The 25775-nt window shown below is 43.8% G+C and carries 26 protein-coding genes; 11 read left to right on the top strand and 15 right to left on the bottom strand.

The genetic code is table 11. From position 1 onward, the window contains the following. Nucleotides 1-155 precede the first annotated feature (155 nt). The 5 genes from cydC to BM003_RS07250 form a co-directional block, all read right to left on the bottom strand. Nucleotides 156-1919: a thiol reductant ABC exporter subunit CydC gene (cydC, locus tag BM003_RS07270; RefSeq protein WP_093671608.1), complete on the bottom strand. Its 1764-nt coding sequence runs from the start codon at nucleotides 1917-1919 to the stop codon at nucleotides 156-158. Beyond that, the gene (gene cydD / locus BM003_RS07265; protein WP_093671606.1) at nucleotides 1919-3643 is read right to left on the bottom strand and encodes a thiol reductant ABC exporter subunit CydD; all 1725 of its coding nucleotides are present in this window, start codon (nucleotides 3641-3643) and stop codon (nucleotides 1919-1921) included. The genes cydC and cydD overlap by 1 nt, the downstream gene beginning before the upstream one ends. Nucleotides 3644-3714: 71 nt before the next feature. Next, nucleotides 3715-4731, bottom strand: a complete 1017-nt coding sequence (gene cydB / locus BM003_RS07260; RefSeq protein ID WP_177184701.1) for a cytochrome d ubiquinol oxidase subunit II — start codon at nucleotides 4729-4731, stop codon at nucleotides 3715-3717. Continuing rightward, the gene (locus BM003_RS07255) at nucleotides 4715-6121 is read right to left on the bottom strand and encodes a cytochrome ubiquinol oxidase subunit I (protein WP_093671602.1); all 1407 of its coding nucleotides are present in this window, start codon (nucleotides 6119-6121) and stop codon (nucleotides 4715-4717) included. Before BM003_RS07255 ends, cydB begins: the two co-directional genes overlap by 17 nt. A 384-nt stretch (nucleotides 6122-6505) precedes the next feature. Further along, nucleotides 6506-6838 carry a MerR family transcriptional regulator gene (locus tag BM003_RS07250; RefSeq protein WP_093671600.1) on the bottom strand — a complete coding sequence of 111 codons (333 nt, stop codon included), beginning with the start codon at nucleotides 6836-6838 and terminating at the stop codon, nucleotides 6506-6508. Between the two features lie 205 nt (nucleotides 6839-7043). On the opposite strand from BM003_RS07250, the gene BM003_RS17605 reads away from it, so the two are divergent. Beyond that, nucleotides 7044-7199 carry a hypothetical protein gene (locus BM003_RS17605; protein ID WP_093671598.1) on the top strand — a complete coding sequence of 52 codons (156 nt, stop codon included), beginning with the start codon at nucleotides 7044-7046 and terminating at the stop codon, nucleotides 7197-7199. Nucleotides 7200-7246: 47 nt separating this feature from the next. Then, nucleotides 7247-7405, top strand: a complete 159-nt coding sequence (locus tag BM003_RS07240; RefSeq protein ID WP_093671596.1) for a Fur-regulated basic protein FbpA — start codon at nucleotides 7247-7249, stop codon at nucleotides 7403-7405. Nucleotides 7406-7463: 58 nt separating this feature from the next. Here the strand turns inward: BM003_RS07240 and BM003_RS07235 are convergent, their stop codons facing one another. Both BM003_RS07235 and BM003_RS07230 read right to left on the bottom strand, forming a co-directional pair. Continuing rightward, nucleotides 7464-8039, bottom strand: a complete 576-nt coding sequence (locus tag BM003_RS07235; protein ID WP_093671594.1) for an RBBP9/YdeN family alpha/beta hydrolase — start codon at nucleotides 8037-8039, stop codon at nucleotides 7464-7466. A 334-nt stretch (nucleotides 8040-8373) separates the two neighbouring features. After that, complete coding sequence (locus tag BM003_RS07230) at nucleotides 8374-8979, bottom strand: phosphatidylglycerophosphatase A family protein (RefSeq protein WP_093671592.1); 606 nt, start codon at nucleotides 8977-8979, stop codon at nucleotides 8374-8376. Between the two features lie 420 nt (nucleotides 8980-9399). Here BM003_RS07230 and BM003_RS07225 point away from each other — a divergent pair, with 420 nt between their 5' ends. Further along, complete coding sequence (locus BM003_RS07225; protein WP_093671590.1) at nucleotides 9400-10080, top strand: DUF421 domain-containing protein; 681 nt, start codon at nucleotides 9400-9402, stop codon at nucleotides 10078-10080. A 43-nt stretch (nucleotides 10081-10123) separates the two neighbouring features. Here the strand turns inward: BM003_RS07225 and BM003_RS07220 are convergent, their stop codons facing one another. Together BM003_RS07220 and BM003_RS07215 are read right to left on the bottom strand one after the other, a co-directional pair. Beyond that, the gene (locus BM003_RS07220; protein WP_093671588.1) at nucleotides 10124-11149 is read right to left on the bottom strand and encodes a coiled-coil domain-containing protein; all 1026 of its coding nucleotides are present in this window, start codon (nucleotides 11147-11149) and stop codon (nucleotides 10124-10126) included. 238 nt (nucleotides 11150-11387) lie between these two features. Next, a complete protein-coding gene (locus BM003_RS07215) occupies nucleotides 11388-12524 on the bottom strand; it encodes a BMQ_0737 family morphogenetic spore coat protein (protein ID WP_093671586.1) in 1137 nt (378 codons plus the stop codon). Nucleotides 12525-12768: 244 nt separating this feature from the next. Between BM003_RS07215 and BM003_RS07210 the strand changes: the two genes are divergently transcribed. Beyond that, a complete protein-coding gene (locus tag BM003_RS07210; RefSeq protein WP_093671584.1) occupies nucleotides 12769-13080 on the top strand; it encodes a hypothetical protein in 312 nt (103 codons plus the stop codon). A gap of 33 nt (nucleotides 13081-13113) precedes the next feature. Continuing rightward, nucleotides 13114-13257 (top strand): hypothetical protein, encoded by a 144-nt coding sequence (locus BM003_RS17600; RefSeq protein WP_177184692.1) that lies wholly within the window; start codon nucleotides 13114-13116, stop codon nucleotides 13255-13257. A 62-nt stretch (nucleotides 13258-13319) separates the two neighbouring features. On the opposite strand, the gene fabI is transcribed toward BM003_RS17600, so the two are convergent. Beyond that, nucleotides 13320-14096 carry an enoyl-ACP reductase FabI gene (gene fabI, locus BM003_RS07205; protein ID WP_093671582.1) on the bottom strand — a complete coding sequence of 259 codons (777 nt, stop codon included), beginning with the start codon at nucleotides 14094-14096 and terminating at the stop codon, nucleotides 13320-13322. Nucleotides 14097-14392: 296 nt separating this feature from the next. Here fabI and BM003_RS07200 point away from each other — a divergent pair, with 296 nt between their 5' ends. Next, nucleotides 14393-15559 carry an FtsW/RodA/SpoVE family cell cycle protein gene (locus BM003_RS07200; RefSeq protein ID WP_093671580.1) on the top strand — a complete coding sequence of 389 codons (1167 nt, stop codon included), beginning with the start codon at nucleotides 14393-14395 and terminating at the stop codon, nucleotides 15557-15559. Nucleotides 15560-16489: 930 nt separating this feature from the next. Further along, entirely contained in the window at nucleotides 16490-17230 is a 741-nt protein-coding gene (prpE, locus tag BM003_RS07195; protein ID WP_093671578.1) for a bis(5'-nucleosyl)-tetraphosphatase PrpE, read from the top strand. Here prpE and BM003_RS07190 read toward each other — a convergent pair. Genes BM003_RS07190 through yjbM form a run of 3 tightly spaced genes read right to left on the bottom strand, consistent with a single transcriptional unit; the run spans nucleotide 17211 to nucleotide 19682 of the window. Continuing rightward, nucleotides 17211-18134 (bottom strand): RluA family pseudouridine synthase, encoded by a 924-nt coding sequence (locus BM003_RS07190; protein ID WP_093671823.1) that lies wholly within the window; start codon nucleotides 18132-18134, stop codon nucleotides 17211-17213. The genes prpE and BM003_RS07190 overlap by 20 nt on opposite strands. Nucleotides 18135-18184: 50 nt before the next feature. Then, the gene (locus BM003_RS07185; protein WP_177184691.1) at nucleotides 18185-19024 is read right to left on the bottom strand and encodes an NAD kinase; all 840 of its coding nucleotides are present in this window, start codon (nucleotides 19022-19024) and stop codon (nucleotides 18185-18187) included. 37 nt (nucleotides 19025-19061) lie between these two features. After that, the gene (yjbM, locus tag BM003_RS07180) at nucleotides 19062-19682 is read right to left on the bottom strand and encodes a GTP diphosphokinase (protein WP_093671576.1); all 621 of its coding nucleotides are present in this window, start codon (nucleotides 19680-19682) and stop codon (nucleotides 19062-19064) included. A gap of 160 nt (nucleotides 19683-19842) precedes the next feature. On the opposite strand from yjbM, the gene BM003_RS07175 reads away from it, so the two are divergent. The 3 genes from BM003_RS07175 to BM003_RS17595 are packed head-to-tail and all read left to right on the top strand — an operon-like array spanning nucleotide 19843 to nucleotide 21326. After that, complete coding sequence (locus BM003_RS07175) at nucleotides 19843-20436, top strand: CYTH domain-containing protein (RefSeq protein WP_245734139.1); 594 nt, start codon at nucleotides 19843-19845, stop codon at nucleotides 20434-20436. Between the two features lie 7 nt (nucleotides 20437-20443). After that, nucleotides 20444-21148: a lytic transglycosylase domain-containing protein gene (locus BM003_RS07170; RefSeq protein ID WP_093671574.1), complete on the top strand. Its 705-nt coding sequence runs from the start codon at nucleotides 20444-20446 to the stop codon at nucleotides 21146-21148. 16 nt (nucleotides 21149-21164) lie between these two features. Further along, a complete protein-coding gene (locus BM003_RS17595) occupies nucleotides 21165-21326 on the top strand; it encodes a hypothetical protein (RefSeq protein WP_177184690.1) in 162 nt (53 codons plus the stop codon). A gap of 77 nt (nucleotides 21327-21403) precedes the next feature. Here BM003_RS17595 and BM003_RS07165 read toward each other — a convergent pair whose 3' ends face one another. Beyond that, complete coding sequence (locus BM003_RS07165; protein WP_245734137.1) at nucleotides 21404-23098, bottom strand: M3 family oligoendopeptidase; 1695 nt, start codon at nucleotides 23096-23098, stop codon at nucleotides 21404-21406. 223 nt (nucleotides 23099-23321) lie between these two features. Further along, nucleotides 23322-24578 carry an MFS transporter gene (locus BM003_RS07160; protein WP_093671817.1) on the bottom strand — a complete coding sequence of 419 codons (1257 nt, stop codon included), beginning with the start codon at nucleotides 24576-24578 and terminating at the stop codon, nucleotides 23322-23324. A 305-nt stretch (nucleotides 24579-24883) separates the two neighbouring features. Here BM003_RS07160 and BM003_RS07155 point away from each other — a divergent pair, with 305 nt between their 5' ends. Continuing rightward, a complete protein-coding gene (locus BM003_RS07155) occupies nucleotides 24884-25762 on the top strand; it encodes a LysR family transcriptional regulator (protein WP_093671570.1) in 879 nt (292 codons plus the stop codon). Nucleotides 25763-25775 lie beyond the last annotated feature (13 nt).

Below are 25775 nucleotides of genomic sequence, written 5' to 3'. Positions count from 1 at the left end.
GGCTTCGATGTTGCTCACAGGAAGTGAGTGCCGTTAATCGAAGATCCTTTACTTTTCCGACCACTTACACGCGTTTCCATTAATTTTTTATATACTTACCGGTGTTAAGATAGAATTTTAAAAAGAGAGGCGCCAACTAATGGCTGCCTCTCTTTTTAGTGCTCTCTATTCTGCTCTTCAACGATTTTTCTTAGATGCTTGGGTACATCTAGTTCATAAAGGCTGCGGTAACGCGGTGAATCTCGGATCAGCTGTTCGTGCGTTCCTCGCATACCCACGTGACCGTTCTCCATGAAAATAATCTGATCCATGTTTTCTGTTCCGGTCAGATGATGCGTTACCCAAATCAATGTCTTTTTGTCAAGAGTGTCAAAAATCTTTTTCATCAAATCACGTTCAGTGATTGGATCCAATCCGACGGTTGGTTCATCCAAAATAACAATCGGTGCATCGCGTAGTAAAATACGTGCCAACGCAACTCGCTCCTGTTCACCACCAGAGAAAATCGAGCCCGCTTCATGCATTTGGGTATGGTATCCCTCCGGCAGCTGCTCTATTAATTGGTGTAAACCAACCTTCTTGGCTGCCTGTACAACATCACTAAAGTTTGCCTGAGGGCTGCCAAGCGCAAGGTTGTTCAGCACTGAAGTGTCAAACAAATGCGGGTTTTGACTGAGAACAGAAATTTGTTTTGATCGGTTCGCCCCGATCTGGTGTGCCGGTGTTCCATTTAGCGTAACAGTACCCTTATTCGGAATAAGTGTACCATAGATTAAATGTGCGAGTGATGATTTGCCTGCACCGCTTCTTCCAATCACAGCGAGCTTCTCTCCCTGTTTTAGGCTAAGCGAAACATCGCTTACCGACCAGTCGTCGTCTGCTGCGTAGCGAAACGAAACATGACGCATAGATATATCAATTTTCTTGAGCGGCTTGCTCCAGCCGTCAGCCGTCGTCTGCTGACTAGAACCAGAGGACGTTTTTATTTCTTCCAATCGATTTATCGCCTGTTCATATTGAGGCAAACGTTCGACCGCTTCTGAAAGGGGAACGAAAGCCTCGGAGATCGAAAAGACGACCAGTGCGAAGGCTGCAATTAAGGTTGGGGTCATTAAGCCTTCATGCGCAAGTCGCCCCGACCAGAGTACCAAAGCGATGACGCAGATTCCGACCAGCATTTGGGCGATGAAATCGCGCCATTTTCTAAAGGAATTCAGAGCGCGCTCCTGCGCCCTTGTTCCTTGTTCTAATCGTTCATACCGATCAAGGAAGCGTTCCTGTCTTCCAGACATCATCCAGTCGGCAGAACCCAATACCGCGTCTGTCAGCTGCTCATAAAGTGTATGCCGGCTTTGTGAAATGCGCCGATACCTCTTCCGCATCCATAGTAACGACACAATCGGAAAAACAGCAAGCAAAATTAATAGATACAGCGCCATGAAGAAAGCAAAACCTAAGTCAAAAAGTCCAAGCGTCGCGATCCAAAGCACATAAATAACAAAAGCAATTCCCCCAGGGATCACCGTTCTTATAAACAGATCTTGAAGATGTTCAATATCTTCTGACAGTACACTAAGTATGTTGCCGGCTTTATATTTCGATTGAATAAATAGGGCAGATGATTCCAATTTTTCATAAAGATGCGCGCGCATTTCCGAAAGAATTTTTAAAATTGTATTATGACTTGCGAGCCTTCCCGTGTAGTTAAATACTGCCCGAAACGTCCCAAATGTCCGCACGCCGACAATGGGCACATAGATCATCAGTATGTTTTCAGGTCGCAAAGCCGCTTTTGAAATCAAGTACCCGGAAGTAAACAGCAAACCGCACGCGCACAGGATCGCTAAAAGACTGAGCACTGATGCAAGAAGCAAGCCCCTCCAATGCCTTCTCACAGAGGGAAGCAGCCATTCATTCATTAGATCCCCTCCAATTGAGAGCGAACCATGGCGCGATAGACACCGTTTGTTTGGATAAGTTCATCCTGATTGCCCGTTTCTGCGATCCGACCATCATGAATCACCACTATCCGATCCATTTGCTCCATCCAGTGCAGCCGATGGGTCGCAAGTATAACCAATTTGTTCTCAAAGAGCCGAAGCATAGGTTCCTTGAGCTCATATTCAGTTTCAATATCCAAATGCGCCGTCGGTTCGTCAAGTAACAGAATCGGCCGTTCACAAAGAAAAGCTCGCGCCAATGCGACACGCTGCTCTTGGCCTCCACTCAATTGTCTGCCCCCATTGCCAATTCGTTCGTTCATCCCTTGCGGAAAACTGCGAATCAGCAAATCTAATCCTGCCGCTTTCGCAGCCTGACGAATCTGCCGTTCTGTCGCTTCCGGACTATAAAATGCAATATTATCTCGAAACGATGCACTGAACAAGTAAGGGTGCTGTGGAATATAAGTTACTTGCTGTCGCCACTCATTCGATGCGAAACTTATCGTTTTTCCGTTCATTTTAACGGTTCCCGAGCCATTTTTTATAAATCCACTGACAAAATCAATTAATGTCGATTTTCCGGCACCGCTTGGTCCGATAACCCCCACCTTCTCAAATCCGGAGAAGGTGACCCTCAAATCCTTAAGTGCCGCTTTGCTCCCATCTTCATACGTCACCGAACAATTTTCAATTGCCAATTTCGCTTTGTCCGACCAGTAATCAGGAGCTGAAAAATGTTTAGAGTGCGGTGCCTCAACGCCATTTTTTTGCGTATACGCACTCAATTGCCGCGCAGCCTCCTTGCCATCCAGCGTCGCGTGATAATCCTGACCCAATTCGCGAACAGGCAGAAAATATTCCGGAGCAAGAATCAGCACAATCAATGCCGGCTCAAGCAGAATATGACCATCCACCAACCGAATTCCGAGCGCTACCGCGACAAAGGCTATGGATAGCATGGTGAAAAAATCCAAAGCAAAGGATGAAAGAAAGGCGAGTCGTAAAGTGCCCATAGTCATGGTACGGTATTTGTCACTAACACGGTTGATCGTCTGTTTATGGAGCTTACTTATGCCTAAATAATAAAGTGTCGGCAAACCCCTTAATGAATCAATGAAATGATTGGATAGAACGCGATAAGAGGCCCAGCGGTCATCCATCTTTTTCTGCGCGGCAAGTCCAAGAAGAATCATAAAAATAATCAATACCGGCATAGTAAACAGCAAAATGATACCGGACATCCGATCTTCCCAAAATACGTAGGCGAGAATCAGTACAGGAATAATACCGTTTGCCGCCATTTTCGGAATAAACAATTCGAGGTAGTTTCGTGTTTGGCGCACACCCTCAACTGTGAGTGACACCAGCGCGCCCGTTCCTTCCTTACGTGCTGATTTGGGGCCAAGTTCAAAAAGCTTGCTGAGAAATGATCTCCTTAATGCCGAACTCGTGCGGTCCGCAAAACGATAACAGATTTGTTTAATGATAAAAACCGTAATGTGTCTGGAGATCAATACAACGAAAAAAAGGAGCAGATCAGAGCTTACGCTCACAATCTGTTTCCCTAAAAAAAGGCCGGAGACTGCCCGGCCTAAAAATACTGCTTGAAGAATGATGCACATTCCTTGGATAACGGTCAGTAAAGCGGTTAGCGCAAAAAGAGGCTTGGCGCCTTTATAAGACAACAGTTCCCGATCCATACACAGGCTTGGCAATGACTCCGACTTGTTGCCACGAAGGCCAAGCACTCACTTCCTTTCCTATTCTTCTCTCAGTATTCCAAATGTTCGTCTTTTGAAACTCTCTTTCTAAATACATAGTAACTCCAGATCGAGTATCCGATAACAAACGGCAACAGGGTAACTGCCACAATGGTCATAACGGTTAGTGAATATGAGCCCGACGCTGAATTGTATACAGTCAGGTCATAGGCCTGTTTGACATTACTGATCATCAATCTCGGGAACAAACCAATGAATAATGAGCTGATTGTTAACAAAATAACTCCCGCGTTCATTCCGAATGCCCAGCCATCCCGCTTTTTACTCAAGAATACGACCGAAAGAATTAATGCGGCCACATCAAGTACGTAGATCGGGTACAGAAATACACCTCGCTTTGCAAATAGATCGGTCACGAAGAACGTAACAATAACAAAAGCAACCGCCGCAACTGCAAGAACCCAAAATATTTTCTTCGCCAATGCGCGGGCACGTGTTTGAAGATCATCAGATGTTCTCAAGCAAATGAAGACAAGACCGTGATAGAGGCAAAGGAGTGTAATCAATACGCCTCCAAGAACAGTATAAGGATTGACAATACTCATAAACGTCGCATGCATATTCATATTTTTATCAATAGGGAGTCCATAGACGAGCGTTGAGAAAACGACACCCCATAAGAACGGACATAGCAAACTTGCGATGAAGATTGCCCAATCCCAAGTACCTGCCCATTTCGGATGATCTACTTTCGCTCTGTATTCAAAAGCAGTACCACGCGCGATTAGAAGAAGGAGAAGGAATACAAGCGGGACATAAAAGCCGCTGAATAACGTTGCATACCAATCTGGAAAAGCGGCAAACATCGCACCGCCTGCAGTGATCATCCACACTTCGTTCGCGTCCCAGAATGGTCCGATCGTGTTAATCAACATTCTTCGCTCCATCTCATTTCGAGCGACAAAACGGGTAGCCATCCCTACGCCAAAATCATAACCTTCAAGAAAGAAGAATCCGATAAACAAAACAGCGATGAGTAAAAACCACAATTCATTCAGTAACAATATGATAACCCTCCCCATCAAACGGATCATTTGATTGAACCGTCGCCTTAGTGTTCAATGAAGGTCCTTCTTTAAATGTCCGCACAAAAAGGTAAACCATAACGACTGCAAGAATCGAATACATTGAAATAAAAGCGATAATTGAGAAAAGCAGTTCTCCCGCGGAAACATTAGGTGAAACACTAGCCGCTGTCTGCATAAAGCCGAATACGGTCCATGGCTGGCGGCCAATTTCCGTCATAATCCATCCGGAAGTACTGCCAATGTACGGGATGGCAATAGAAGCTACCATAATACGTAAAAACCATTTGCTTGTTAACAATTTCTTTTTCCAAATGAGGAACACGCCGAGCATTCCGAGCACGCAGAGCAAGCCGCCCATCACGGTCATGATACGAAAGCTCCAAAATGTTGTTTTAACCGGTGGAATATAGTTTCCCTTTCCGTATTTCGCAACATATTTTTTCTGAAGGCTGTTCATCCCTTCTACGCTGCCGCTAAATTTACCATAGGACAAGAAACTTAATAAATAAGGAATTTTTATTTCTCCTGAATTTGTGTGATTCTTTGCATCAATTTTTGCAGCGACCGTCCACGGTGCAGGATCACTGGTATCTTCCCATGTCCCCTCACTTGCAGCCATTTTCATTGGCTGTGTTTCCACTAGATATTGTGCCTGGGTATGGCCAAAAAGTGCTAACACTACCCCGGAGACGAGCCCGATAATAATGGCAAGTTTAAACGATTTTTGAAAAAAATCCACTTGTCTTTTCTTCAGCAACGCAATCGCACTGATTCCGGCAACGACAAAGGCGCCGGTGGCAAATGATCCGAAAATCGTGTGTGGAAATTCAACCCATAATTGCGGGTTTGTCAAAAGCGCCAAAAAGTCATTCATTTCCGCTCTTCCATTATTGATATGAAAACCAACCGGATGCTGCATAAATGAGTTCGCGGTCAGGATCCATAGCGCAGATAAACTTGTTCCGGCCGTAACGAGCCAAATGCAAGTAAGATGAACTTTTTTTGACAACCGATCCCATCCGAACAGCCACAAACCGATAAATGTAGATTCCATAAAAAAAGCAAGCAATGCTTCAATAGCAAGAGGTGCACCAAATACGTCGCCCATGAAACGCGAATACTCCGACCAGTTCATGCCGAATTGGAACTCTTGCAAGATCCCTGTGACGACACCAATCGCAAAGTTGATTAAAAAGAATTTCCCCCAAAATTGTGCCATTTTCTTGTAGATTTCATTGTTTTTAACAACGTACATGGTTTCCATAATCGATATCATCAGTACAAGTCCAATAGACAGCGGAACAAAAAAGAAATGAAAAATCGTCGTTGCCGCATACTGGAATCTTGCTAAACTCAAGACGTCAAACATACTCTCTCCTCTTTTCAAATAGATGACATACCTGAACGCCACCATTTATCTGTAAAAATGAAATTCGTGTACCCTGATCTGATCGAAACCTTAAAGCTCAAAGTGTAACAGATGTCACATTCCACTTATTACTTTACAACTTCCTTAACACACTTTACCCACTTGTTCATGACAATTTTGTGAACGTTTTGTGGCGCATTTTTTTCTGATTTGTGACAGAACACGCATACGCCATTGATTAAAACATATTGAATACGCAAAAAAATTCGGCATTTTTGCCGAATTTAGTGGTTTTCTATCAAAATATGGTATTTGATTCGTCTAAAAAAGGGAATTCTACAACCATTTCTTTTTATTTTCCAATTTCGACAAACCCATACATAATCAATCTCTTTTGTTGAAATAAGCGTTTAATTGTCCACGAATCATGCGTTCTTTAAGCTTATTGTCATATCGTTTGCTTTCTTTTTTTTGCATTTCTTTACGCAATTCGGAAGTCTGCATGCCATCTTCCATTTTATTGGCTATATCCATAAGCATTTCAACATCGGAAAAGGAATATTTTCGATTTCCTCGCTCTGTTCGTTCCGGAAAAATCAATTTTCTTTTTTCATAATACCGAATTTGCCGTTCACTTAAACCGGTTAGTTCGCACACCGTTCCGATTGTGATGACTTTTTTATAAAGATAAGCATCTTTTTGAGAATGTGTCGCCATTCATTCATCATCCTCTCTTCGCAAATAGGATACATCAATCGCGTATTTCGCTTGTAAGATAATATTACATCACAAATGTGTTTGTGGCAATAACTGTGTAAGACTTTATGACACATATCTGGAATTAAGGACATGAATTACGTAAAATAGTAGAGTGAATTAATCAATTTTCAAACAGTCTATTCGCGCCATAGGAGGCATTCCAATGGATCAAGAGAAAGCAATGACTTTAGCTGAGAAAATTATTCAATTAGATTTGAAACGTGATGAGTTATTTGAAGAACTAATTGCTGCCTGCGGCAATGATGCCTTCGAACTCTTGAGGCATGTCCAAAATGTTAACCAATTATCTTATGATTAGTCATTGGTTTACGAAGAAATCTTACGGAAAACAAAGAGGTGTGCGTGATGACCGATACACTCACAAAAGGTTACGAAAAGAAAAAAAACGACCTCATTGGCAAGTTACTCGATCTCGGTATCTTCAAAACCAAGAATCGCCAACTTTACGAACTTTCCTTAAACGAACTCGAAGATACGTACAGACAGCTTCTGCAAGGAAGCTAATATATAATAAAATTATCGATAGAAAGCCGGAGGATCTAATCCTCCGGCTTTCTCCAATTCACATCTGTGAATCCGGAATCCACATGACGTCTTCTAAACAGAGATGAAGCATCCACGGCCATGCTCCGTAGCCTGATTGGATGTTGATATGTCCCTGTCCCGGCAAAATCAAGCAAGGAATATGATAATCGAAATACTGCTGCAATTCTCCCTGAGGAAGGAACGGATCATTGGTTGATAAGATTAAGAGTGATTTCTGCGCGATGGTTCGTAGGAGAATCTTGTCCGCCGGCAGCGGGAAAAATTTCTGAATTTCCTCCTGCTCTAATTGATTGGATGGTGGACAGACCATGATTAATTGATCAACTTTTCTGGCGTTTCGCTGGGATGCATAATGAATCCAAAGAATGCATCCCAGACTATGTGTAATTACGACCAGGGGACCATCATCTGGGATCTCGTTGATCGTCTCATCAAGGCAGTTCAGCCATGTTTCTTTGTCCGGGTGATCCCACTGTGGAAATTGAGGAAACCAAACCCTCTTTCCTCTTTTTCTTAATTCGCGGGTCAGCCATTCCTGCCAATGCCCGTCAGTGCTGCCTCCAAGGCCATGCAGCACAAGGTAACTCGTCATATTCTGCACCTCATCAGTCATTATGCATATGTAATTCATTGATTGAATCGTAGATTGCGCTAGATACTTGTCTCATTATACCATCAAGTGAACTACATCGGCTACTTGCATCCTGATCATCTGGGGACATTGCTTACTTACTCTTGTTTTTTAAACCATGAGCAGATGTTACAACTTTTTTACCGAGGCTTGTCCCAAGCTATTTTTTCATTGCTTAATTATGGCACGTGCGTTCGTTATCTGACTATTATCGAAACAGTTACCTAACAAATTAATGGAGACCAGTTGATTTAACTGGTCTCCTCTATAAACGGATCGGGAGAACCAGATCCGTTTAGTGCTCTTTCGCTTGTGAGATACGTTTTTCTTCGTCATCCCTAACGCGGTGCGCGAGACGGCTTGACGCATCGGCCGCAATGCTGGCGATCAGATCATCAAGGAATGTATTTACCTTCCCATGCTTTTCCAAGTCAAGGCGGCCGATGATTTTCGGCTTAACTTTATCCAAATAGCCAAAGGTTGTGGCCGCGATACTGCCAAAACTAGAAACCGCTCCTAAGGCAATGGTTTCATCAACTCCAAACAAACCTTCATCCTGATCGACGAGTGATTGTAACGGTTGAGACAACATATTTTTCTCCGCAAGTCTGTCGAGTTCAATTCCGACAAGAATCGCATGCTGAAGCTCCCGTTTCGCAAGAACAGCGCGAACATTCTCCACGCAATTCTCCAGCGTCAAGCCTGACATAAATGGTTTCTGCAAATCCAACACAATTTCAGCAATATCCTTGATCATGACTCCGCGTTCTGATAAGGCTTCTTCAACAGCTTTTGCTATAGCATGTGAAGTCACTCTTTTTTTGTGTGCAGAATAAAAAGTTGCGCCTTCCGGCAATCCCGGCGCGTAAGTCATACTTTTCGAAAAAGGTTGTTCATTCATCTATCATGTCTCCTTCCAAAAAACAGCTAGAAATAGAAAGACCGGCTTGGATCATGGAAATTTTATAGCCCTTGCAATGATGGATTCAAGCCAACATATCTGCATTTCTCCGCATCTATCGCCAGTTTAAGCGGCGCAGTACGCCTGCCCCATTCTATGCAAAAAATAGTGGAAAAATGACTAACATTCCATAAATACACAAATTCGATACAGATCCACTCAATGCTACATGGTGCGATCATTATGAACTATTGTTCAATAAAAAGTCTGCACGGTTATCATAGCGTAATTGACTGCGCGCAAGCAAGGATGACCAGAAAATATCAGCAATTTTGCCTTCAAACGAATAAAAAGATTGGCTAGCCCTCAAAATAAACAGAGATTACCAATACGGCGATTGTTACGAAAGGTGGCATTTAAATGCGTGAACTACTCTCGATCGTTATTGAATTGAGTGTCGGCTTATTTGCGTTACTTCTTCTCACAAAAGTGATGGGCCGAGCATCGATGTCTGAATCTACACCATTTGATTTCATTTCAATGATCGTAGTCGGAGACTTTGTCAGTGACGCAATCTATGATCCGCACACTCATGTGTATAAAGTCATCTTCGCCATTTTATTTTGGGGTATATTAATCTACATCATTGACTTAATCACTTTAAAGTTTTACCAATCACGAAGATTTTTTGAAAGTGAACCTGCATTAATTATAAATAAAGGCCAGATCGACCGAAAAGTCATGAAGAAAAACAGGGTGGACATGAATCATCTTCAAATGCTCCTTCGTGACCGCAATATTTTTTCCCTTCGCGAAATTGAGTTTGCACTATTGGAACCGAACGGAAAGGTTTCTGTGATGAGAAAGTCCGACTATGAACAAACAAACCGCAACGATTTAAATATCGCTCAAAAATCAGTCTCCATTCCGATCACATTAATCAGTGACGGCGTTGTACTTACTAATAATTTAAAGCGAATCGGCAAAACAGAGTCATGGCTCGAGAGCGAGCTGAAAAAACACTCCGTTCACGAACCAAAACATGTAATGATTGCCGAATGGCGAAGCGAGGATGGACTATACATTCAGAAAATACGTTAATCGTTTTGTAAGTACGGAAATACATCTGCACGACACCTAGGAATCATTTACTCGGATGTGTGCCGTGATCGTCATCTTTGACTATAGGCTCTCGGTCTTGTTTTGTAAAAGATGTGTTCACAACAATTTCATTACCACATTTAATTTTATACATGTCTTCACCAAAGAACACGAAACATTCAATACGTACTGAAGTCAGATAACTGTGATCAATAGGGATTTGGAAATTGGTGAACGCAGTCGATTGGTCTGGGTTCAAGATCAAGGATCCTGAAGGCCTCACCCAAATTTCTCCGGTGGGATTCAGGTCACTCTCATCTTCCATGTCCAAAATAACCCATTGGTTCTCCTCCTGTTCACTTTCGCCCGCGAGCGCGTCCTCCTCGTGCAGGACATGTCCTTTCAATGCTGCGATATCACCAGGGTGAAAACGGAAGCAAATAGTCGGTGTACCCAATGGTAAAGATCCTGTATTTTCAATCACGACATTACCTTGAATCAAGCTTTTTTTCCCATTAAGAATCCAAGCATAATTGATATAGGAAATTGCTCGATAGTTTGCTGTACCTCTATCGCCCGTTTCGACAACCGGTTCCACTTTTTTTCGTTCATTTTTTAATCTGTTTTCAAGAATTGCGAGACGTTTTTCATAGACTGCAATTCGCTTATCTTTATCATTTATTTCTTTCTGCACCTCACCAAGCAGGCGCTCATACCCCTGAACACGGCGCTGATACGTTTCGTGTGACAGATCGGTCGTCGCACGTTGGTTCTGTTTCAGTTGGGCAATCGTCTCTTCAGCCTTATCAAGTTTATCTTGAATTTCACGGTGGCGCAGTGTGAGCGCCTCATAATCTTTTTTTAAATCAGATAATTGCTGCGTCAAGTTCTGATGATTCCGATTAATTTCCTTAGTCTTTTCACTCTTCTCGCTCAATTCCTCTTTCAACTGTGCTAATTTTTCTTTTGCGAAAATCATACTTTGCTCCAGTTTCAGCGCCTTATTACGATAATATTTCTGCCTGTCTTCCAGTGAAGCAATAGTCAACATGTCCTTTGAGTTGGTCATGATTGGCGCCTCCCGATAAATGTGATCACTAAACCCAGTATATGTTCAAACACCCCGTCCATTGCTTGATCATCTTTTTTATGCTTGTGAATGAAAAAAAGTTAAGGATTGCAGGTCACGCGAGGTACATCCCCTGCAATAAGAGGACTTCTACGATGAGATGTGCGTCATGCATTCATAATTCAAAAAAAGCAAAAAAAAGAGAGTGAAAAAATCACCCCCCTGCGCCATACCATACTTAACCGAGGTCTATTTTGATATTCCCCTCATCTACCTCGACTAATCCGGTTGCGAATGTTACTTTTCCACTCTTTTTATTGATAAGCTTTAAACTGAATCTATCTTGGCCGTCTCCTTCAGCCAGATCAAGTTCAAACCCAACTTCCTTGTCGTCCGCATGACCGACACCGGAAACTTTTAAAATAGAATATCCGTTTTTCTCAAAAGTATCAATTGATGATGGATCAAATTGGTCAGCCTCAAATGTAAAGTCCCTATCACGCTTGTCATCGCCAAGGTCTTTATATTTGAACGTCAAATTGCTCTCATCAGGATCATCGCTGTCAATCGCGACTTTTATGGCTGCGCGGCCATCATACTCACTTTCGTCAGTAACATGACCTGAAGAAGCTCCATTTGCGCTTACTGAATGATGTTTTCTCGGAAAGATATTGTCGCATTCTTTCGGAAACTCAATCTCTGGACATGGGTCATTCCAATCTGGATCAATCACTTGAATATCATTGCCACGTGATTTGCAGAATTTAGCCTGAACAGACAGTTTCACTTCTGCTTCAACCTGAACATCTGCGCAGAAATATACTTTAAGCTTGATAAACGATGGAAACGGACCATTGAGAATAACTGTATTGTCTAAGACACGCGCAGAAATTTTGGTGACTCTGCAAAGCAGATCTGTTCCATCCGGATAGCAAAGGGCAAAAGGTTCGATGGCGGAAACATCTGTTTTCAGTTTCGCTACCTCTTCACCTGCTCTGTCGACAACATATACAGTCACATTCGCCGTGAATAGAATATTGACGAGTTGTGCGTATACTTTCTTCCCGCAAAGTATTCCCTCAACGGATTGTTTCTCACCTACTTGCTCACAGAAGAAATCTTTATGCTGGCCTTTTTTTACCTCACTGTCGCCGAGCGGAAATAAAGGCGGAGTTTTCGGTGTCTTAACCACCACACGCAATGGTCTTCTGCATGGGTCGGCCAAGGCGCATTCAATGTCTTCAAGCTGCGCTTTACTAAATTGAAGTTTCACTTTGGTGCCGATTTTGTCCGTAACCCAGTCATAGACCTTGGGAACTCTGATACATTCATCCTTTAGCCTGCATTTAGGCTTGGAGATTAGTTTGCTTCCCATTCAAAACCTTCCTTTCTGTCAAATATAAAAAACATGGTTAGTTGTTTCCCTACATAGTATGGGTATGGCATAGGGATTGGCACACTTGGGGCTGCCCATTTTTTGTGCAGATTAACTAGATTGAATCTATTGGTGGATAAGGGACTGCCCATCTATACCTATGCAAATTATCAATATGATGTTTTTGCGATGAACCATGATCGCAATTTCTCACCAAAAAAAGAACTAAACAGGGGTTGATGTTGTGAAAAAAGAACACGAAGATCCGGATAAAACAATCCATTCAAGCTCTTCCCAGCAAATAGAATGGCCAATATTTCCGAGTAAGAAGAACAGTATCACACAGTCAATAAATGAAAAACAATTAAAAGATCAATCGAAGAGGATGGAAAAAGAGGGAAATCGTTTTTATCCACTATTCGAGGAACAAGATGAGAAGTCGGAAAGTGAAACCATTCAACCATTTCTAAATCAAGATGAACCACCCGGAATCAAAATTGATCCTTTTCCTGCAGATGATGTTGATCGCCCAAACGCTCCTAATCGTACTGAATAAACTGATGAAAGATACGAAAAGGAGATGCGTTCAATGAGTAGAGAGGAATCCGAGGAGCGAATTCGTAATTCAAAAAAAAGAAAGAGCAAAGCCGATCAATTTTTTACTGCACCAAAAAAGCATGGCGGTTGCAGCACGTGCGGCCATGTCACTTGGCGCCCTAATCAAAATAAGTAAAGAAAAAAGGTGCCCATCTCTTATTTATGAAATGGGCACCTTTTTTCCTTTATTGTACTTATTCAGATACTGATGATGTTGAAACCGGCGTCTACATGAATCGTTTCACCGGTAATACTCTTAGAAAGATCGCTGAACAAGAAGAGTGCCGTGTTGCCGACATCTTCAGGATTAATTGAGCGGCGGAGCGGCGCTTTTTCCTCAATAACCTTCAGCACGCTATTGAAGTCGGAAATGCCTTTTGCAGAGAGTGTACGGATTGGTCCGGCGGAAATACCGTTCACACGGATATTGTCTTTGCCAAGATCACTCGCCAAATATTTTACACTCGCATCCAAGCTGGCTTTGGCAACGCCCATCACGTTGTAATTTCTGACGACGCGTTCGCCGCCAAGATAAGTCATCGTGACAACACTTCCTCCTTCGGTCATCAATCCCTTTGCTTCTTTAAGAACCGCTGTCAGCGAATAGGCGCTGACGTTCTGCGCAAGCAGGAAGCCGTCGCGTGTCGTATTCATGTAATCTCCATCGAGTTCTTCCTTCTTTGCAAACGCAATGCAGTGTGCCAAACCATGAATCACGCCAACATCTTCCTTGATTTTTGCGAAGGTCACTTTAATTTCTTCATCAACGGTTACATCACATGCATAGAATAGGCTGTCCTGTCCCTCAAGTGTCGCCGCCAGCTTCTCCACCGGTTCCTTAAAGCGTTCATTATTGTACGTAAAAATCAACCGGGCGCCCGCGCGATCAAGCGCCTGCGCAATACCCCAAGCAATGCTTCGTCTATTGGCAACACCCATAACCACATAGGTACGCCCTTTAAGTGTTAGTTCCATGTCCATTCCTCCCAAAAAAATCACGTCAATCCAATGGTTATTATATCATGAAAGAACGTGCACGTCCTTTTCTGCTCAGGCAAACACCATTTGATTTCTAGAATTCGCTAAAAAAAGGGAAGCGACATCGAATACTTTGACTGTTTATTTAACCAGATGCCTTTTTCTTTCTGACTGCAATTGTATTCTTTCTGTTTCTTTTTTTAGTTCTTTACGCTATCATGATTAAAGTGTGAACATCGTGTTATTATCGGCATTACAGCCGCAATTTTCATGAAGAAAAGAAGGACAAATTCATGTTTAATAGGGATTCTCTAGCAAAAATTGACTATACACTGTTTTTTATTGTCTTCTTATTTGCCTGCATCAGTTATTTAACGATCTCAATGGCTCCGCTTAAGTCCGGAGCTCCCGCAATAGGAATTGCCCATCGCCAAATAATCTGGTATGTCATTAGCATTATAGTCACTTTAGGCACCATGTTCTTTGACTATGATCGTCTGAAACGAATGCACTGGATCTTTTACGGCGTCGGCATGTTCCTGCTGCTTGGGTTAACCTTTGCTCAGCTTGGTTTGCCCGTTCCTTTAGTGGATGATTCACATGGAGCCATGAGCTGGTATGCCCTTCCCGGCAATAGTCAGTTGCAGCCATCGGAGTTCATGAAGTTATTTATGATCGTCTCGATTGCGACAACCATTGATAAACACAATGAAGAGTATTCGATTCGCGGTTTAAGAGAGGACATGCTGCTGCTTGGAAAAATTGCGCTCGTTTCGTTTCCGCCCTTCATACTGGTCTTCGCGCAACCGGATCTTGGTACCGCACTCGTGATGTTCAGTATCATTATTTCCATGACCTTGGTCAGCGGGATCAATTGGAAACTGATTGTCAGTATTTTAACAACCATAGTCATCGGTCTTGCTTTCTTCGCGATCAGTTGGTTTCATTTTCCCAACATCATTAACATTTTCCTAAAGTCACATCAAAAGGAACGTTTCTTAGCTTGGCAGGATCCGCAGCGCTATTCATCGGAAGAGGGCTATCAGTTGCTCCAAGCGCTTAAATCAATTGGGTCAGGCGAGTTCTTTAATCATCAATTTAACTCATCAATTACCCTGCCCGAATCCTATAACGACTTTATTTTCGCCGTCATCGGCGGCAGCTTTGGGTTCGTGGGGGCAGTAACCGTCATCTTGCTGTTCTTCCTGTTTATATCACGCGTCGTCAAGGCTGCAACCGAAACACATGACCCCTTTGGAAGTTATATTTGCACCGGAATCATCGGCATGATTATGTTTCAGGTATTCGAAAATATCGGCATGACAATTCAAGTGATGCCGGTAACCGGGATCACGCTGCCTTTTCTCAGCTATGGCGGCAGCTCGCTTCTTTCAAGCATGATTTGTGTCGGCCTCGTACAAAGTGTCCGGATCCAAACGCAGAAGTTTATGTTTTCTTAAATAGCCCTGCCACTTGGCGTAGCTCGAATGTACACTAGATTCCTCTAAAAACGGTCGATATCGGCCGTTTTTTTATTACAAGTAAAGAAAGATAGCGTTTTGCCTTGCCGGTACGACGATAAGGTCATAAGATTCGTTTGTTTGGGCTGGGCGATCAGGTAAGCGCTCAATCTGAGAAATAAACGGAAAAATTCCGCTTAATTAGAAAATGAATGAAAAAATCGCTTAAATAGACGGAGAAATTCCGCTTATCGAATCGAAAAACGTGTAAATGATGTTTTTTGAAGTGCATAAGCGGAAAAATTACCCTTATTTACCCGTGAGCCAAGCGCCATGATGCAAATAACCGGAAAATCTCCGCTTATTTCATTCCGGCCGCGTTACTTAATTAAGGACCAGAATGATTTATTAGAAAACTTGGCTTCGCCAAGCCTCTGGCGAAGGCGAAGACTTAGTTGCGCTTACACTCGTTTCCTTGAATCTTTAATTTTTTTATACTTTTTTATCAGTGTTAGAAAACTTGGCTTCGCCAAGCCTCTGGCGAAGGTGAAGACTTAGTTGCGACGGCCATGGACGGCCTAGTGTCCGGTGAGCCGCAGGACGCACTTTCGCAGGATGCGATGGCTTTCGCGTTGTGTACAGGACGTACACGTAGTTAGCGAAAGGTCCCTAATTTTCGGACCGCTTACACTCGTTTCCTTTAAATGTTTTCTTATACTTTCCTACCAGTGTGAACTAGAAATGTCTGTTCAAGACAAGGTTGATGATTCAAAACGGTATTTGGAGCAAAGGAACTTTCGTATGAAAGGACCGGGCTTACCCAGTTTTTCTAACATATTCCTTCTTAAGGTACTTAGAATCAAACGATACACTAAGATCTTTTAATTTGGGAACTATATAGGTACTAAGTAAAATTGGAGGATGGGCTGAATGTATGATGTAATCGGAGATGTCCATGGATGTCGCCACGAATTTGTTCAACTTACAGAAAAACTGGGGTACCGATGGCATCACGATCTGCCCATCCACCCGAAGCACCGGAAACTCGTTTTCGTTGGCGATATCACGGACCGTGGACCTTCCTCTGTAGATATGATTCGAATCGTAACCGATCTTGTCGAACGCGATTTGGCCCTATACGTTCCCGGCAATCACTGTAATAAGCTATACCGTTTCCTCATCGGCCACCATGTACAGGTGTCGCATGGGCTTGAGACCACTGTTCAAGAACTGGATCAATTGAACAGCAATCAACGCGTGCGCATCTCGGAGCGGTTTGTCTCGCTCTATAAGAAAGCGCCGCTGGTCCTCTACCTTGACCAGCATCAAGTGGCAGTATGTCACGCAGGCATTCAAGAAGAAGATTTAGATAAACCGATCACGCGCAGAATCAAAACGTTCGCACTGTATGGTGACATTACCGGAAAAAAAGATGCGAACGGACTGCCTGAACGCCGAGACTGGGCACAGTTCTACCATGGTAATCCATTGATTGTATACGGCCACACCCCGGTGACCAAGCCGCGTTGGAAAAACCACACGTTAAATTTGGATACCGGGTGCGTTTTCGGCGGCATGCTGAGCGCGCTCCGTTATCCGGAAATGGAGACTGTTTCAGTTGCTTCTTCCATGCCTAAGTTTGCGGAACGCTTCAGATCGTTTCCAGATTGATCGGTTCCGAAATCAGCCGCAGCATATCGTCCGGACATTGCTTATGCAGATGTATCGACGCTCCTGTAAAAGGATGAGTAAAGGATACCTCGAAGCTGTGCAGCGCCTGACGATCAATGAGATTCATTTTCCCACCATAAAGATCATCGCCGAGCAGCGGATGCCCGATTGACGCAAAATGAACGCGTATCTGATGCGTTCTCCCTGTTTGCAGCCTCACAGCAACAAGTGTCCAATCTTTTGACCTGCGTAGCACTTTATAATGGGTTATTGACCTTCTCCCATTCTGCCAATCGACTTGTCTCTCGATCGCACTGCCATCCCTGCGCCCAATCGGAGCGTCAATGATGCCGCTACCTTGCTCAATACGTCCTTCCACACATGCCAAGTATCTGCGGTGGACTTCTTTCTTTTTCTGCATTTTGAAAAAGCGCTCATGACTGAACCGATGTTTGGCCACCAGCATCAGCCCCGATGTGTTCCGATCCAATCGATTAATGATATGGACGGTTGACGCGAGATTCTGTTCTTTGAAGTAACGAAGCAAGCCATTCGCTAGTGTACCCGACGGATATTGATGGGAAGGAATGACCGGTATCCCTGACGGCTTATTAACAATCAGAACAACCTCATCCTCGTAGACGATATCAAGCGGCATGGCTTCATCCGAAAGAAAATCGCTTGGCGTCTCCGCGGGGAAAATAATCGTCAGCACTTCGCCTTCTTGAAGTACGTAACGCACGGAACGTTCCTGACCATCCACGAGCAGCTTTCCGCCTTTATATTTAATCGCGGATAACGCCCTCCGCGACACTCTGATTTCCTTCTTTAAATAGTCTCTCATAATCATGCCCTGTTCCGCGGCGCTCATCGTCTTCTCTATCGTATAGCATTGTTTTTCCATTTGATCGGAACGAGCTCGTTCCTTGTTCACGTCCTTTTTTTCTATAAAAATCAGCCAATAAATGAATCCCGCACGCGTCGCCAAAACGGAAATGGGCGAAAACGCGCAAAGCGGATCTTTTCATCCGCTACACCAAATTCAATCTGTTTCACTTGGTCGTGAATACGCGACAAGTGATCCAGAGAAAGCGTAAAAGATCGATCAATAACCGGCAGTACTTGGCAGCGATGATGTTGAGGAAGAATTAGCGGCGAACCGACCGTTCGATAGACCCGATTATTTATCGATGCAATTTCTGTCAGCTGAATGGACAACAACGATGGATGAATAATCGCCCCAGACAATCCCTTATTATAAGCCGTGGAGCCTGTCGGTGTTGAAAAGCAGAGACCATCACCCCTAAAGCTCTCGAATTTCTCGCCTTTAATTAAAACATCAGCGACGAGCAGCCCCTCATCGCTTCGCACGGTACACTCGTTTAACGCCAAAAAACTTTCGGGCGTTCTCTCATTTATATACTCGACGGAAACATGCAACAATGGATACTCAACGATATTAAAGCCCTTCCCAATGATGGATTGTACGAGACCATCGACCTCCTCGGCAGTCCAGTCTGCATAGAAGCCTAAGTGTCCGGTATGTACACCGACAAACGCAGTCTCATTCAGACGGTTGGCGTATCGGTGAAAAGCCTGAAGCAAGGTTCCGTCACCACCAACCGATATGACCAGATCCGGCTGAAGATCATCATAGACAAATTTATGTACGCTCAGCTGCTCGAAAATACGGCTCCGTAAAGCGTCTGAAAACGAGTCCCCTCTATTTTCAATCGCAAATCTTTTTAACCTGCCGGCAGGAACATTTGTCATATTCAGTGTTTCTTGACCCATTCCTCACGAACTCCTTCCTATTTGTTCAACGGGCGAGTTAATCATCGGCGTTTTTCTGGAGAAACCGCAACTGCGCGACTTGAATTTCATCTCTGATCTGTGACATTTCTTCATCAAGTCGAAAAGCCGCCTCAGCCGCACTTAGCAGTCTCGTTTTCACATCGGCCGGTATTTTCCCATTATATTTATAATTTAACGAATGCTCAATCGTTGCCCAGAAGTTCATTGCTAAGGTACGCACTTGAATTTCAACCAATAGCTTTTTCTCTCCGCTTACTGCCTGCACCGGATACTGAACCACAACGTGATAGGATCGATAGCCGCTCTTCTTCTTCTCACTTATGTAATCGCGTTCTTCGACAACAACTAAGTCGGTACGGCTTCGAATCAGTTCAACTACTCTGCGAATATCATCGACAAATTGGCACATAACGCGAATGCCTGCAAGATCCTGCATCTGCGTATTCAACTGCGTCAGCGGCATACCTTTCCGCCGCGCTTTCTCTATAATACTTGGTATTGGTTTCACTCTGCCTGTAACAAATTCAATCGGTGAGTTTTCTGAGGTTACCTCGTACAGGTCACGATAACCGCGCAATTTAACCTTTAGTTCGTCCACCGCCTGCTTGTAAGGCGCAAGGAATATATCCCACTCCATTCCAATCACTCCATCTGATCCAAGACAAGAACAACGTGTCATCAAGTGCTGCTCTTTCACTCGAAAATTTACAGTATGTCTGTTGTTTCTTCACCCCCATTATGTCATAATTTAGAAGAAGTTACGAGTTTCTAATTAGTACCATAGATGAGGGCGGGGCATGCGACGAATGACTCAGGAATTAGAAATTGAATATAAGAACATGCTGACGGCTGAAGAATTTACCACACTTTGCACAGAATTCGGCCAGAAGACTTCCTCGTTTTTCAAACAAGTGAATTACTACTTTGACACCCCCACCTCCGCATTGAAAAATAGGAAAACAGTCTTGCGCATCCGTGATGCCGGAAATCAGCATGACTTTACATTGAAACAGCCGCGTAACGGCGTCATTCTTGAAACGCATCAGCAGCTCGATGATGAGGAAAGTCAGTCGATGATTCGGCTTGGTATTGTTCCTCCCGGTGAAATCGAACAATCAATTACCAAAATGGGTGTTGATGCCGATCAGCTCGTTCTCATAGGGGAACTTGCCACCAAGCGCGCCCAGTTCCCCTATCAATCCGGAGAGTTGTTTCTTGATCACAGCATTTATTTAGATCATAACGATTATGAATTAGAATATGAAGCGACAGATCAACGTTCCGGTGCGGATATTTTCAATGCTTTGCTTCATGCGCATTCGATTCCGCGCAGACCGTCGAAAAGTAAAATGCTTCGTCTCTATCAAGCTATTCAAGAAAAAAGGAGCTGATTTGGCGATGTCTATCGATCCAAGCACAGTTGCCCATTTTTTATCAATGTCCGCTATGTCCGGTAGTCAAAGCAGTTCGAATCAATCAAGTCTTCTTCCCGAACAAAACAGCGACTTTTCGAATTTATTCGGCACATTACTCGCGCTCATGATGAATGCCAACTCAAACGGTGATGATGGGGATCAGTACAGCAATTCACTCAACACTCCCGCTTACATGTCTGGCCAAGCCTCGCTTGGGAGCTCGGATACGAACAACTCGCTCTGGCAGAAGCTGTCCTCATCGCTTTCACCATTAAGCATGCAACAGACTTCTCTTGATACCGCTTCGGATTATGGCAGCACCGTTCAGGCGATGAGTAAAAAATATTCGGTTGACGCGAATCTGATCCAATCGGTGATTGATGCTGAATCCGGCGGCAATCCGAACGCCACCAGTGCGGCAGGTGCTCAGGGCTTGATGCAGCTGATGCCCGGTACGGCGTCTGGTTTGGGTGTTACCAACCCCTATGATCCCGCTCAAAATATCGAAGGTGGAACAAAATACTTGAGCAAGCTGCTTAATCGCTATAACGGCGATTATTCACTTGCGCTGGCCGCCTATAACGCGGGGTCAGGCAATGTGGAAAAATATGGAGGCATCCCTCCTTTCGCTGAGACTCAGGCCTATGTAAAAAAAATCATGAATAAACTCCAAAGTACGTATGTATGAAAGGCGGGTGTCATTAATGGATGATGAAAAGTTAAAAGCAATTGAGTCCAGATTAGACGCTATTGAAAAGCAGCTTAAAGCATTGGAATCTGAACAGCACAGGCCCCTGATCGGTTCAAACGTTTGGGTACTTGTTCCGATTGTCGCCATCGTCATGTGGGGCCTGCAAAATATATAAAAATAACAAACCCTGTATCGGACAAGGATCGTCCACTATAGGGTTTGTTTTATTAACACTTATTTTTTTTTGATCCATTAGTAACTGCTGTCGTCAATCTGATCAAGCCAATTTGTCACCGCGTCAACTATGTCGGCAACACAGCCTTCTTTAAATGGCGACTCCAGACCCGCTGATTGAACCAGCTCCAAAAAGGACTTGCTTCCGCCTTGTTTGCACAGCTTCAAATAGTCTTTCCACGCGCCATCATAGTCTTCCTGCGACTTTTTCCAGAACTCAAACGCGCATACTTGAGCCAATGTATAGTCAATGTAATAAAACGGCGATTCGTAGATATGTCCTTGACGCTGCCAGAATCCACCCATTTCAAGGAAGTCAATACCGTCATAATCACGATATGGCAAATATTTTTTCTCAATGTCCTTCCAGGCCTGTTTCCGCTCTGCCGGTGTCATTTCCGGATGTTCGTAAACAACATGCTGGAACTCATCCACACTCACACCATACGGCAGAAACAGGAGCGCGTCGCTTAAATGTGAGAATCTGCGTTTATCCGCATCTTCTTTAAAGAATAGGTTCATCCATGGCCATGTGAAGAATTCCATGCTCATCGAATGAATTTCAGCGCCTTCATAAGTCGGCCAGCGATATTCAGGTATATCACTATGTGTCGAGTAGACTTGGAACGCATGGCCTGCTTCATGCGTCAGCACATCAATATCGTCTGCCGTACCATTAAAGTTCGAGAAGATAAATGGCGATTCATAATCAAAAATATATTCGCAATATCCGCCTCCGGCTTTGCCTTTTGTCGCAAGCAGGTCCATCAAATGATGATCCAACATAAATTGGAAAAATTCACCGGTCTCAGGTGACAGTTCCGCATACATTTTCTTTCCATTGTCAATGATCCATTCCGGATCGCCTTTTGGTGCTGCATTCCCAGTCGTAAACTGGAACGGCACATCATAAAATTTCAGTTCGTCGACACCAATACGCCTGCGCTGCCGTTCGTAAAGACGATTAGCCGCCGGCACCACATAGTTGCGAATCTGCTCGCGATAGCTCTTTACCATTTCCTTATCGTAGCCAACGCGCGCCATTCGATAATAGCTGAGATCGGCATAGTTATCAAAACCAAGTTTGGTTGCGATCTCTGTTCTGATTTTAACCAACTGATCGTAGATTTCATCGAACTCTTGTTCATGAGCGGCAAAGTAGCCAAAATAAGCTTCAAGCGCCGCCTTTCTTACATGGCGATCAGGAGATTGCTGGAATGGAGCTAACTGTGCGAGCGTACGTTCCGTTCCTTGAAACGGAATTTTTGCGGCAGCAATCAATTTTGTGTATTTAGATGCCCATTTATTTTCCTGTTGCATGAGCGGAATCACTTCAGGTGAAAAGGATTTGAGCTGTGCTTCCGCAAGAGCGAAAAGCTGCCTGCCCCATTTCTTCTCCAGATCCGCACGGAACGGTGAAGCTAGAAGAAGTTGGTAGAACTCTGTTGTTTTCCCTTCAAATATAGGCATTGTTTCATCGGCAAAATCATTTTCCGTTTTGTAGAAAGGATCCTCTGTATTGATGGTGTGCCTGATTTCAACAAGGCGAAACATCGTATCCAAATGTTTACGCAAATGATTGATCTCTTCAATGGAACGCTCCGCCTCTTCAAGAGTTGCCGCATTCTTTAGCACATCGAAAGCCTTGTGAAACGATTCTTCATACTTCGTCACATCCGGCCGCTCATACTGATAATCTTCAAAAACCGTCACTGCAAAACACCCCTTTTCAAAGCCTATTTCTCTTTCTTCCTCGTGTTTCCATAACTTAACTATTATATATAGAAAACGTGATGAAGCCAAGTTTGCGTGGGCTGAATCTTTTTTATCCATGATGACGACAACAAAACAACGAAAAAATCGACGCTCATTTTCATAAAATGCGCGCCGGTTTCTTTTATCAATTCAATAGGTTCATTTAACTTTTATTGTTGTATTAGATATGTTGCCCTGCAACTTTTTGATGATGGTGCATGTGGTGATTGTGGCGGAAACGATGGCATGCTCCATTAGCCACTAGCCTGCGTACATAGGCACAGAGCAGAAGGCCAATTAAAGAGAGCACCGATATTGAGACTACAACGCCTGCCCATCCGAACGATTCCAAGAACAATCCTCCTACCGGTCCGACCACGCTGGAGCCAACGTAATAGAAAAGCAGATATAAAGAAGAAGACTGCGCTTTCTCCCGCCTATTAGCCAAGATACCTACCCAACTGCTTGCCACTGAATGACCGCCGAAGAATCCAAAAGTAAACATGGCCAATCCGAAGATTTTCAGAATCAGAAATGACGACATTGTAATGATCAGGCCACAGGTCATCATAATGAGACACAGTGCGATGACTCCGGAGCGGCTTGTATGGTCAGATAGTCTTCCCATCCACGTCGAACTGAATGTGCCGACAAGAAAAATAATGAAGACAAAGCCAACCAAGGTCTGGCTTAAATTATATGGCGGCTCCATAAGCGGAATGCCAAAGTAGTTATAAACCGTCACAAAGCTCCCCATCAGAATGAAACCAATTAAGTAGAGGAAAACAAGTGCCGGTGATTCAATATTTTCAAGAAATCCCGCAGTCGTTCTTCTCATTGATCCGCGTTTAGCGTCAAAATGCTTGGATTTAGGAAGTAACAAGATGAACAGAGTGCACATCACGAGGTTCAACACGCCCAAAATAGCAATTGCCACATTCCAGGAAAAAGCGTCACTAAGTGATCCGACAATCAGCCGCCCTGCCAAACCGCCAAGACTATTGCCGCTGACATAGATACCAATCACATAGCCCAGCACTTTCTTGTCGAATTCTTCATTTATGTACGCCATGGCGATTGACGGGTAACCGGCAAGCAGCGCCCCCTGGATGAAGCGCACAGCGATCAGCAACGGCAAATAATGAATAAAACCGACAACTACTGAAAGAAAGGCCGAGGTGACAAGAGCTAAGGCCATAACTTTCTTGCGATCGTACATACCTGAAGTAAACGAAACAAATAATAGAAAAATAGCAAGAGCACCGGTCGCAGCCGACAAGGTCAGACTTGCTGCAGCCGGCGGCACATGAAATTGCGCGGCGATGACGGCAATGACCGGTTGTGTGCAGTAAAGGTCGGCAAACATGATAAAGCTTCCCAGAAACAAAGCGACAAGAGTTTTCTTAAAGGCTTTGCTTTCCGGAGAAATATAATTCATTGAAAATTCCATCCCTTCGGTTTCTCTTTGTATCCTCCATACTATGACAATCCCTATCTGTTGTCTAATAAATTCTGTGAATGATATTGATGCATAGAACTGCTGAAGCCCATTCAGACAAAACGTGACCTGATTGTATTTGAAAAAAAGCCTTGATATGGACGATTTTTCACTATATCTGTGGTACTATATATGGTACACGTTGAGGTACGAAGACCGTCATTGAATGACGGTCTCTTTAAACACGAATACAGAGACGTGTCAGGTTTGGTGTGATTTTCCATCCTTTTTAGGAGTGATTAGTTATGGAATGGCAGCAGATTGAATATTTTCAAAAGGTTGCCCAGCTACAGCATATGACGCAAGCTGCGGAGGATCTGTCAATTTCACAGCCCGCACTTAGCAGATCCATTGCCCGTCTTGAGGAAGAGCTTGGGATCCCTCTTTTCGAAAGGCAAGGAAGAAGTATTATTTTGAATCAGTATGGCAAAGCATTACTGAAGCACGTCAACAGAATTCTGAAAGAAATTGATGACACAAAAAAGGAAATCAAATCTCTTCTTGACCCTGAATATGGTGAAGTTTCATTAGGCTTCCTGCACACGCTTGGTGTGAACATGATTCCTGATATCCTTCGTGAATTTCAAAAGGAACACGCCAACACAAGAATCAAGCTCTACCAAAACAACAATGTGTCGCTGCTCAAACAGCTCCAAAGCGGTGAAATTGATTTATGCCTGGTGCATCATGCCTTTGATGATCCGCATATCCAATGGGAAAGATTGTGGGATGAGGAGCTTTTTCTGATGCTTCCGCGCACTCACCCGCTCGCACAGAGGGAATCCGTCACACTGGATGAAATTCAATCTGAGCCGATGATCGCAATGAAAGAAGGCTATGAACTTCGTAAAATTGCTGACAACCTTTGCCGAAAAGCAAATTTCACGCCAAACATCACCTTTGAAGGCGAAGAGGTAACCACCCTTGCCGGATTGGTTGCAGCGGGATTGGGAGTCGCCCTGCTTCCCGATCAGAAGGATATTGACGACAGCAAGGTGGCTAAGCTGCACGTGCGCTGGCCAGGCTGTTCGCGGCAAATCGGTCTTTCATGGTATGCGGATCGTGAGCTATCTCCGGCAGCCGCACATTTCAAACGTTTTGTCTTCACCCATTATAGAGAATGAAAAGAGAGGGACG

It is taken from the genome of Sporolactobacillus nakayamae (assembly GCF_900113325.1).
In the GTDB taxonomy this organism is placed as follows: Bacteria; Bacillota; Bacilli; order Bacillales; family Sporolactobacillaceae; genus Sporolactobacillus; species Sporolactobacillus nakayamae.
The sequence above is the reverse complement of the archived record's forward strand: the minus strand, read 5'-3'. Positions and strand labels throughout refer to the sequence as shown.

Coding starts and splice junctions, on each gene's coding strand:
- cydC (WP_093671608.1), bottom strand. CDS start 1,919: ATGAATGAATGGCTGCTTCCCTCTGTGAGAAGGCATTGGAGGGGCTTG.
- cydD (WP_093671606.1), bottom strand. CDS start 3,643: ATGGATCGGGAACTGTTGTCTTATAAAGGCGCCAAGCCTCTTTTTGCG.
- BM003_RS07255 (WP_093671602.1), bottom strand. CDS start 6,121: ATGTTTGACGTCTTGAGTTTAGCAAGATTCCAGTATGCGGCAACGACG.
- BM003_RS07250 (WP_093671600.1), bottom strand. CDS start 6,838: ATGGCGACACATTCTCAAAAAGATGCTTATCTTTATAAAAAAGTCATC.
- BM003_RS17605 (WP_093671598.1), top strand. CDS start 7,044: ATGGATCAAGAGAAAGCAATGACTTTAGCTGAGAAAATTATTCAATTA.
- BM003_RS07240 (WP_093671596.1), top strand. CDS start 7,247: ATGACCGATACACTCACAAAAGGTTACGAAAAGAAAAAAAACGACCTC.
- BM003_RS07235 (WP_093671594.1), bottom strand. CDS start 8,039: ATGACGAGTTACCTTGTGCTGCATGGCCTTGGAGGCAGCACTGACGGG.
- BM003_RS07230 (WP_093671592.1), bottom strand. CDS start 8,979: ATGAATGAACAACCTTTTTCGAAAAGTATGACTTACGCGCCGGGATTG.
- BM003_RS07225 (WP_093671590.1), top strand. CDS start 9,400: ATGCGTGAACTACTCTCGATCGTTATTGAATTGAGTGTCGGCTTATTT.
- BM003_RS07220 (WP_093671588.1), bottom strand. CDS start 11,149: ATGACCAACTCAAAGGACATGTTGACTATTGCTTCACTGGAAGACAGG.
- BM003_RS07215 (WP_093671586.1), bottom strand. CDS start 12,524: ATGGGAAGCAAACTAATCTCCAAGCCTAAATGCAGGCTAAAGGATGAA.
- BM003_RS17600 (WP_177184692.1), top strand. CDS start 13,114: ATGAGTAGAGAGGAATCCGAGGAGCGAATTCGTAATTCAAAAAAAAGA.
- fabI (WP_093671582.1), bottom strand. CDS start 14,096: ATGGAACTAACACTTAAAGGGCGTACCTATGTGGTTATGGGTGTTGCC.
- BM003_RS07200 (WP_093671580.1), top strand. CDS start 14,393: ATGTTTAATAGGGATTCTCTAGCAAAAATTGACTATACACTGTTTTTT.
- prpE (WP_093671578.1), top strand. CDS start 16,490: ATGTATGATGTAATCGGAGATGTCCATGGATGTCGCCACGAATTTGTT.
- BM003_RS07190 (WP_093671823.1), bottom strand. CDS start 18,134: ATGGAAAAACAATGCTATACGATAGAGAAGACGATGAGCGCCGCGGAA.
- BM003_RS07185 (WP_177184691.1), bottom strand. CDS start 19,024: ATGGGTCAAGAAACACTGAATATGACAAATGTTCCTGCCGGCAGGTTA.
- yjbM (WP_093671576.1), bottom strand. CDS start 19,682: ATGGAGTGGGATATATTCCTTGCGCCTTACAAGCAGGCGGTGGACGAA.
- BM003_RS07175 (WP_245734139.1), top strand. CDS start 19,843: ATGCGACGAATGACTCAGGAATTAGAAATTGAATATAAGAACATGCTG.
- BM003_RS07170 (WP_093671574.1), top strand. CDS start 20,444: ATGTCTATCGATCCAAGCACAGTTGCCCATTTTTTATCAATGTCCGCT.
- BM003_RS17595 (WP_177184690.1), top strand. CDS start 21,165: ATGGATGATGAAAAGTTAAAAGCAATTGAGTCCAGATTAGACGCTATT.
- BM003_RS07160 (WP_093671817.1), bottom strand. CDS start 24,578: ATGAATTATATTTCTCCGGAAAGCAAAGCCTTTAAGAAAACTCTTGTC.
- BM003_RS07155 (WP_093671570.1), top strand. CDS start 24,884: ATGGAATGGCAGCAGATTGAATATTTTCAAAAGGTTGCCCAGCTACAG.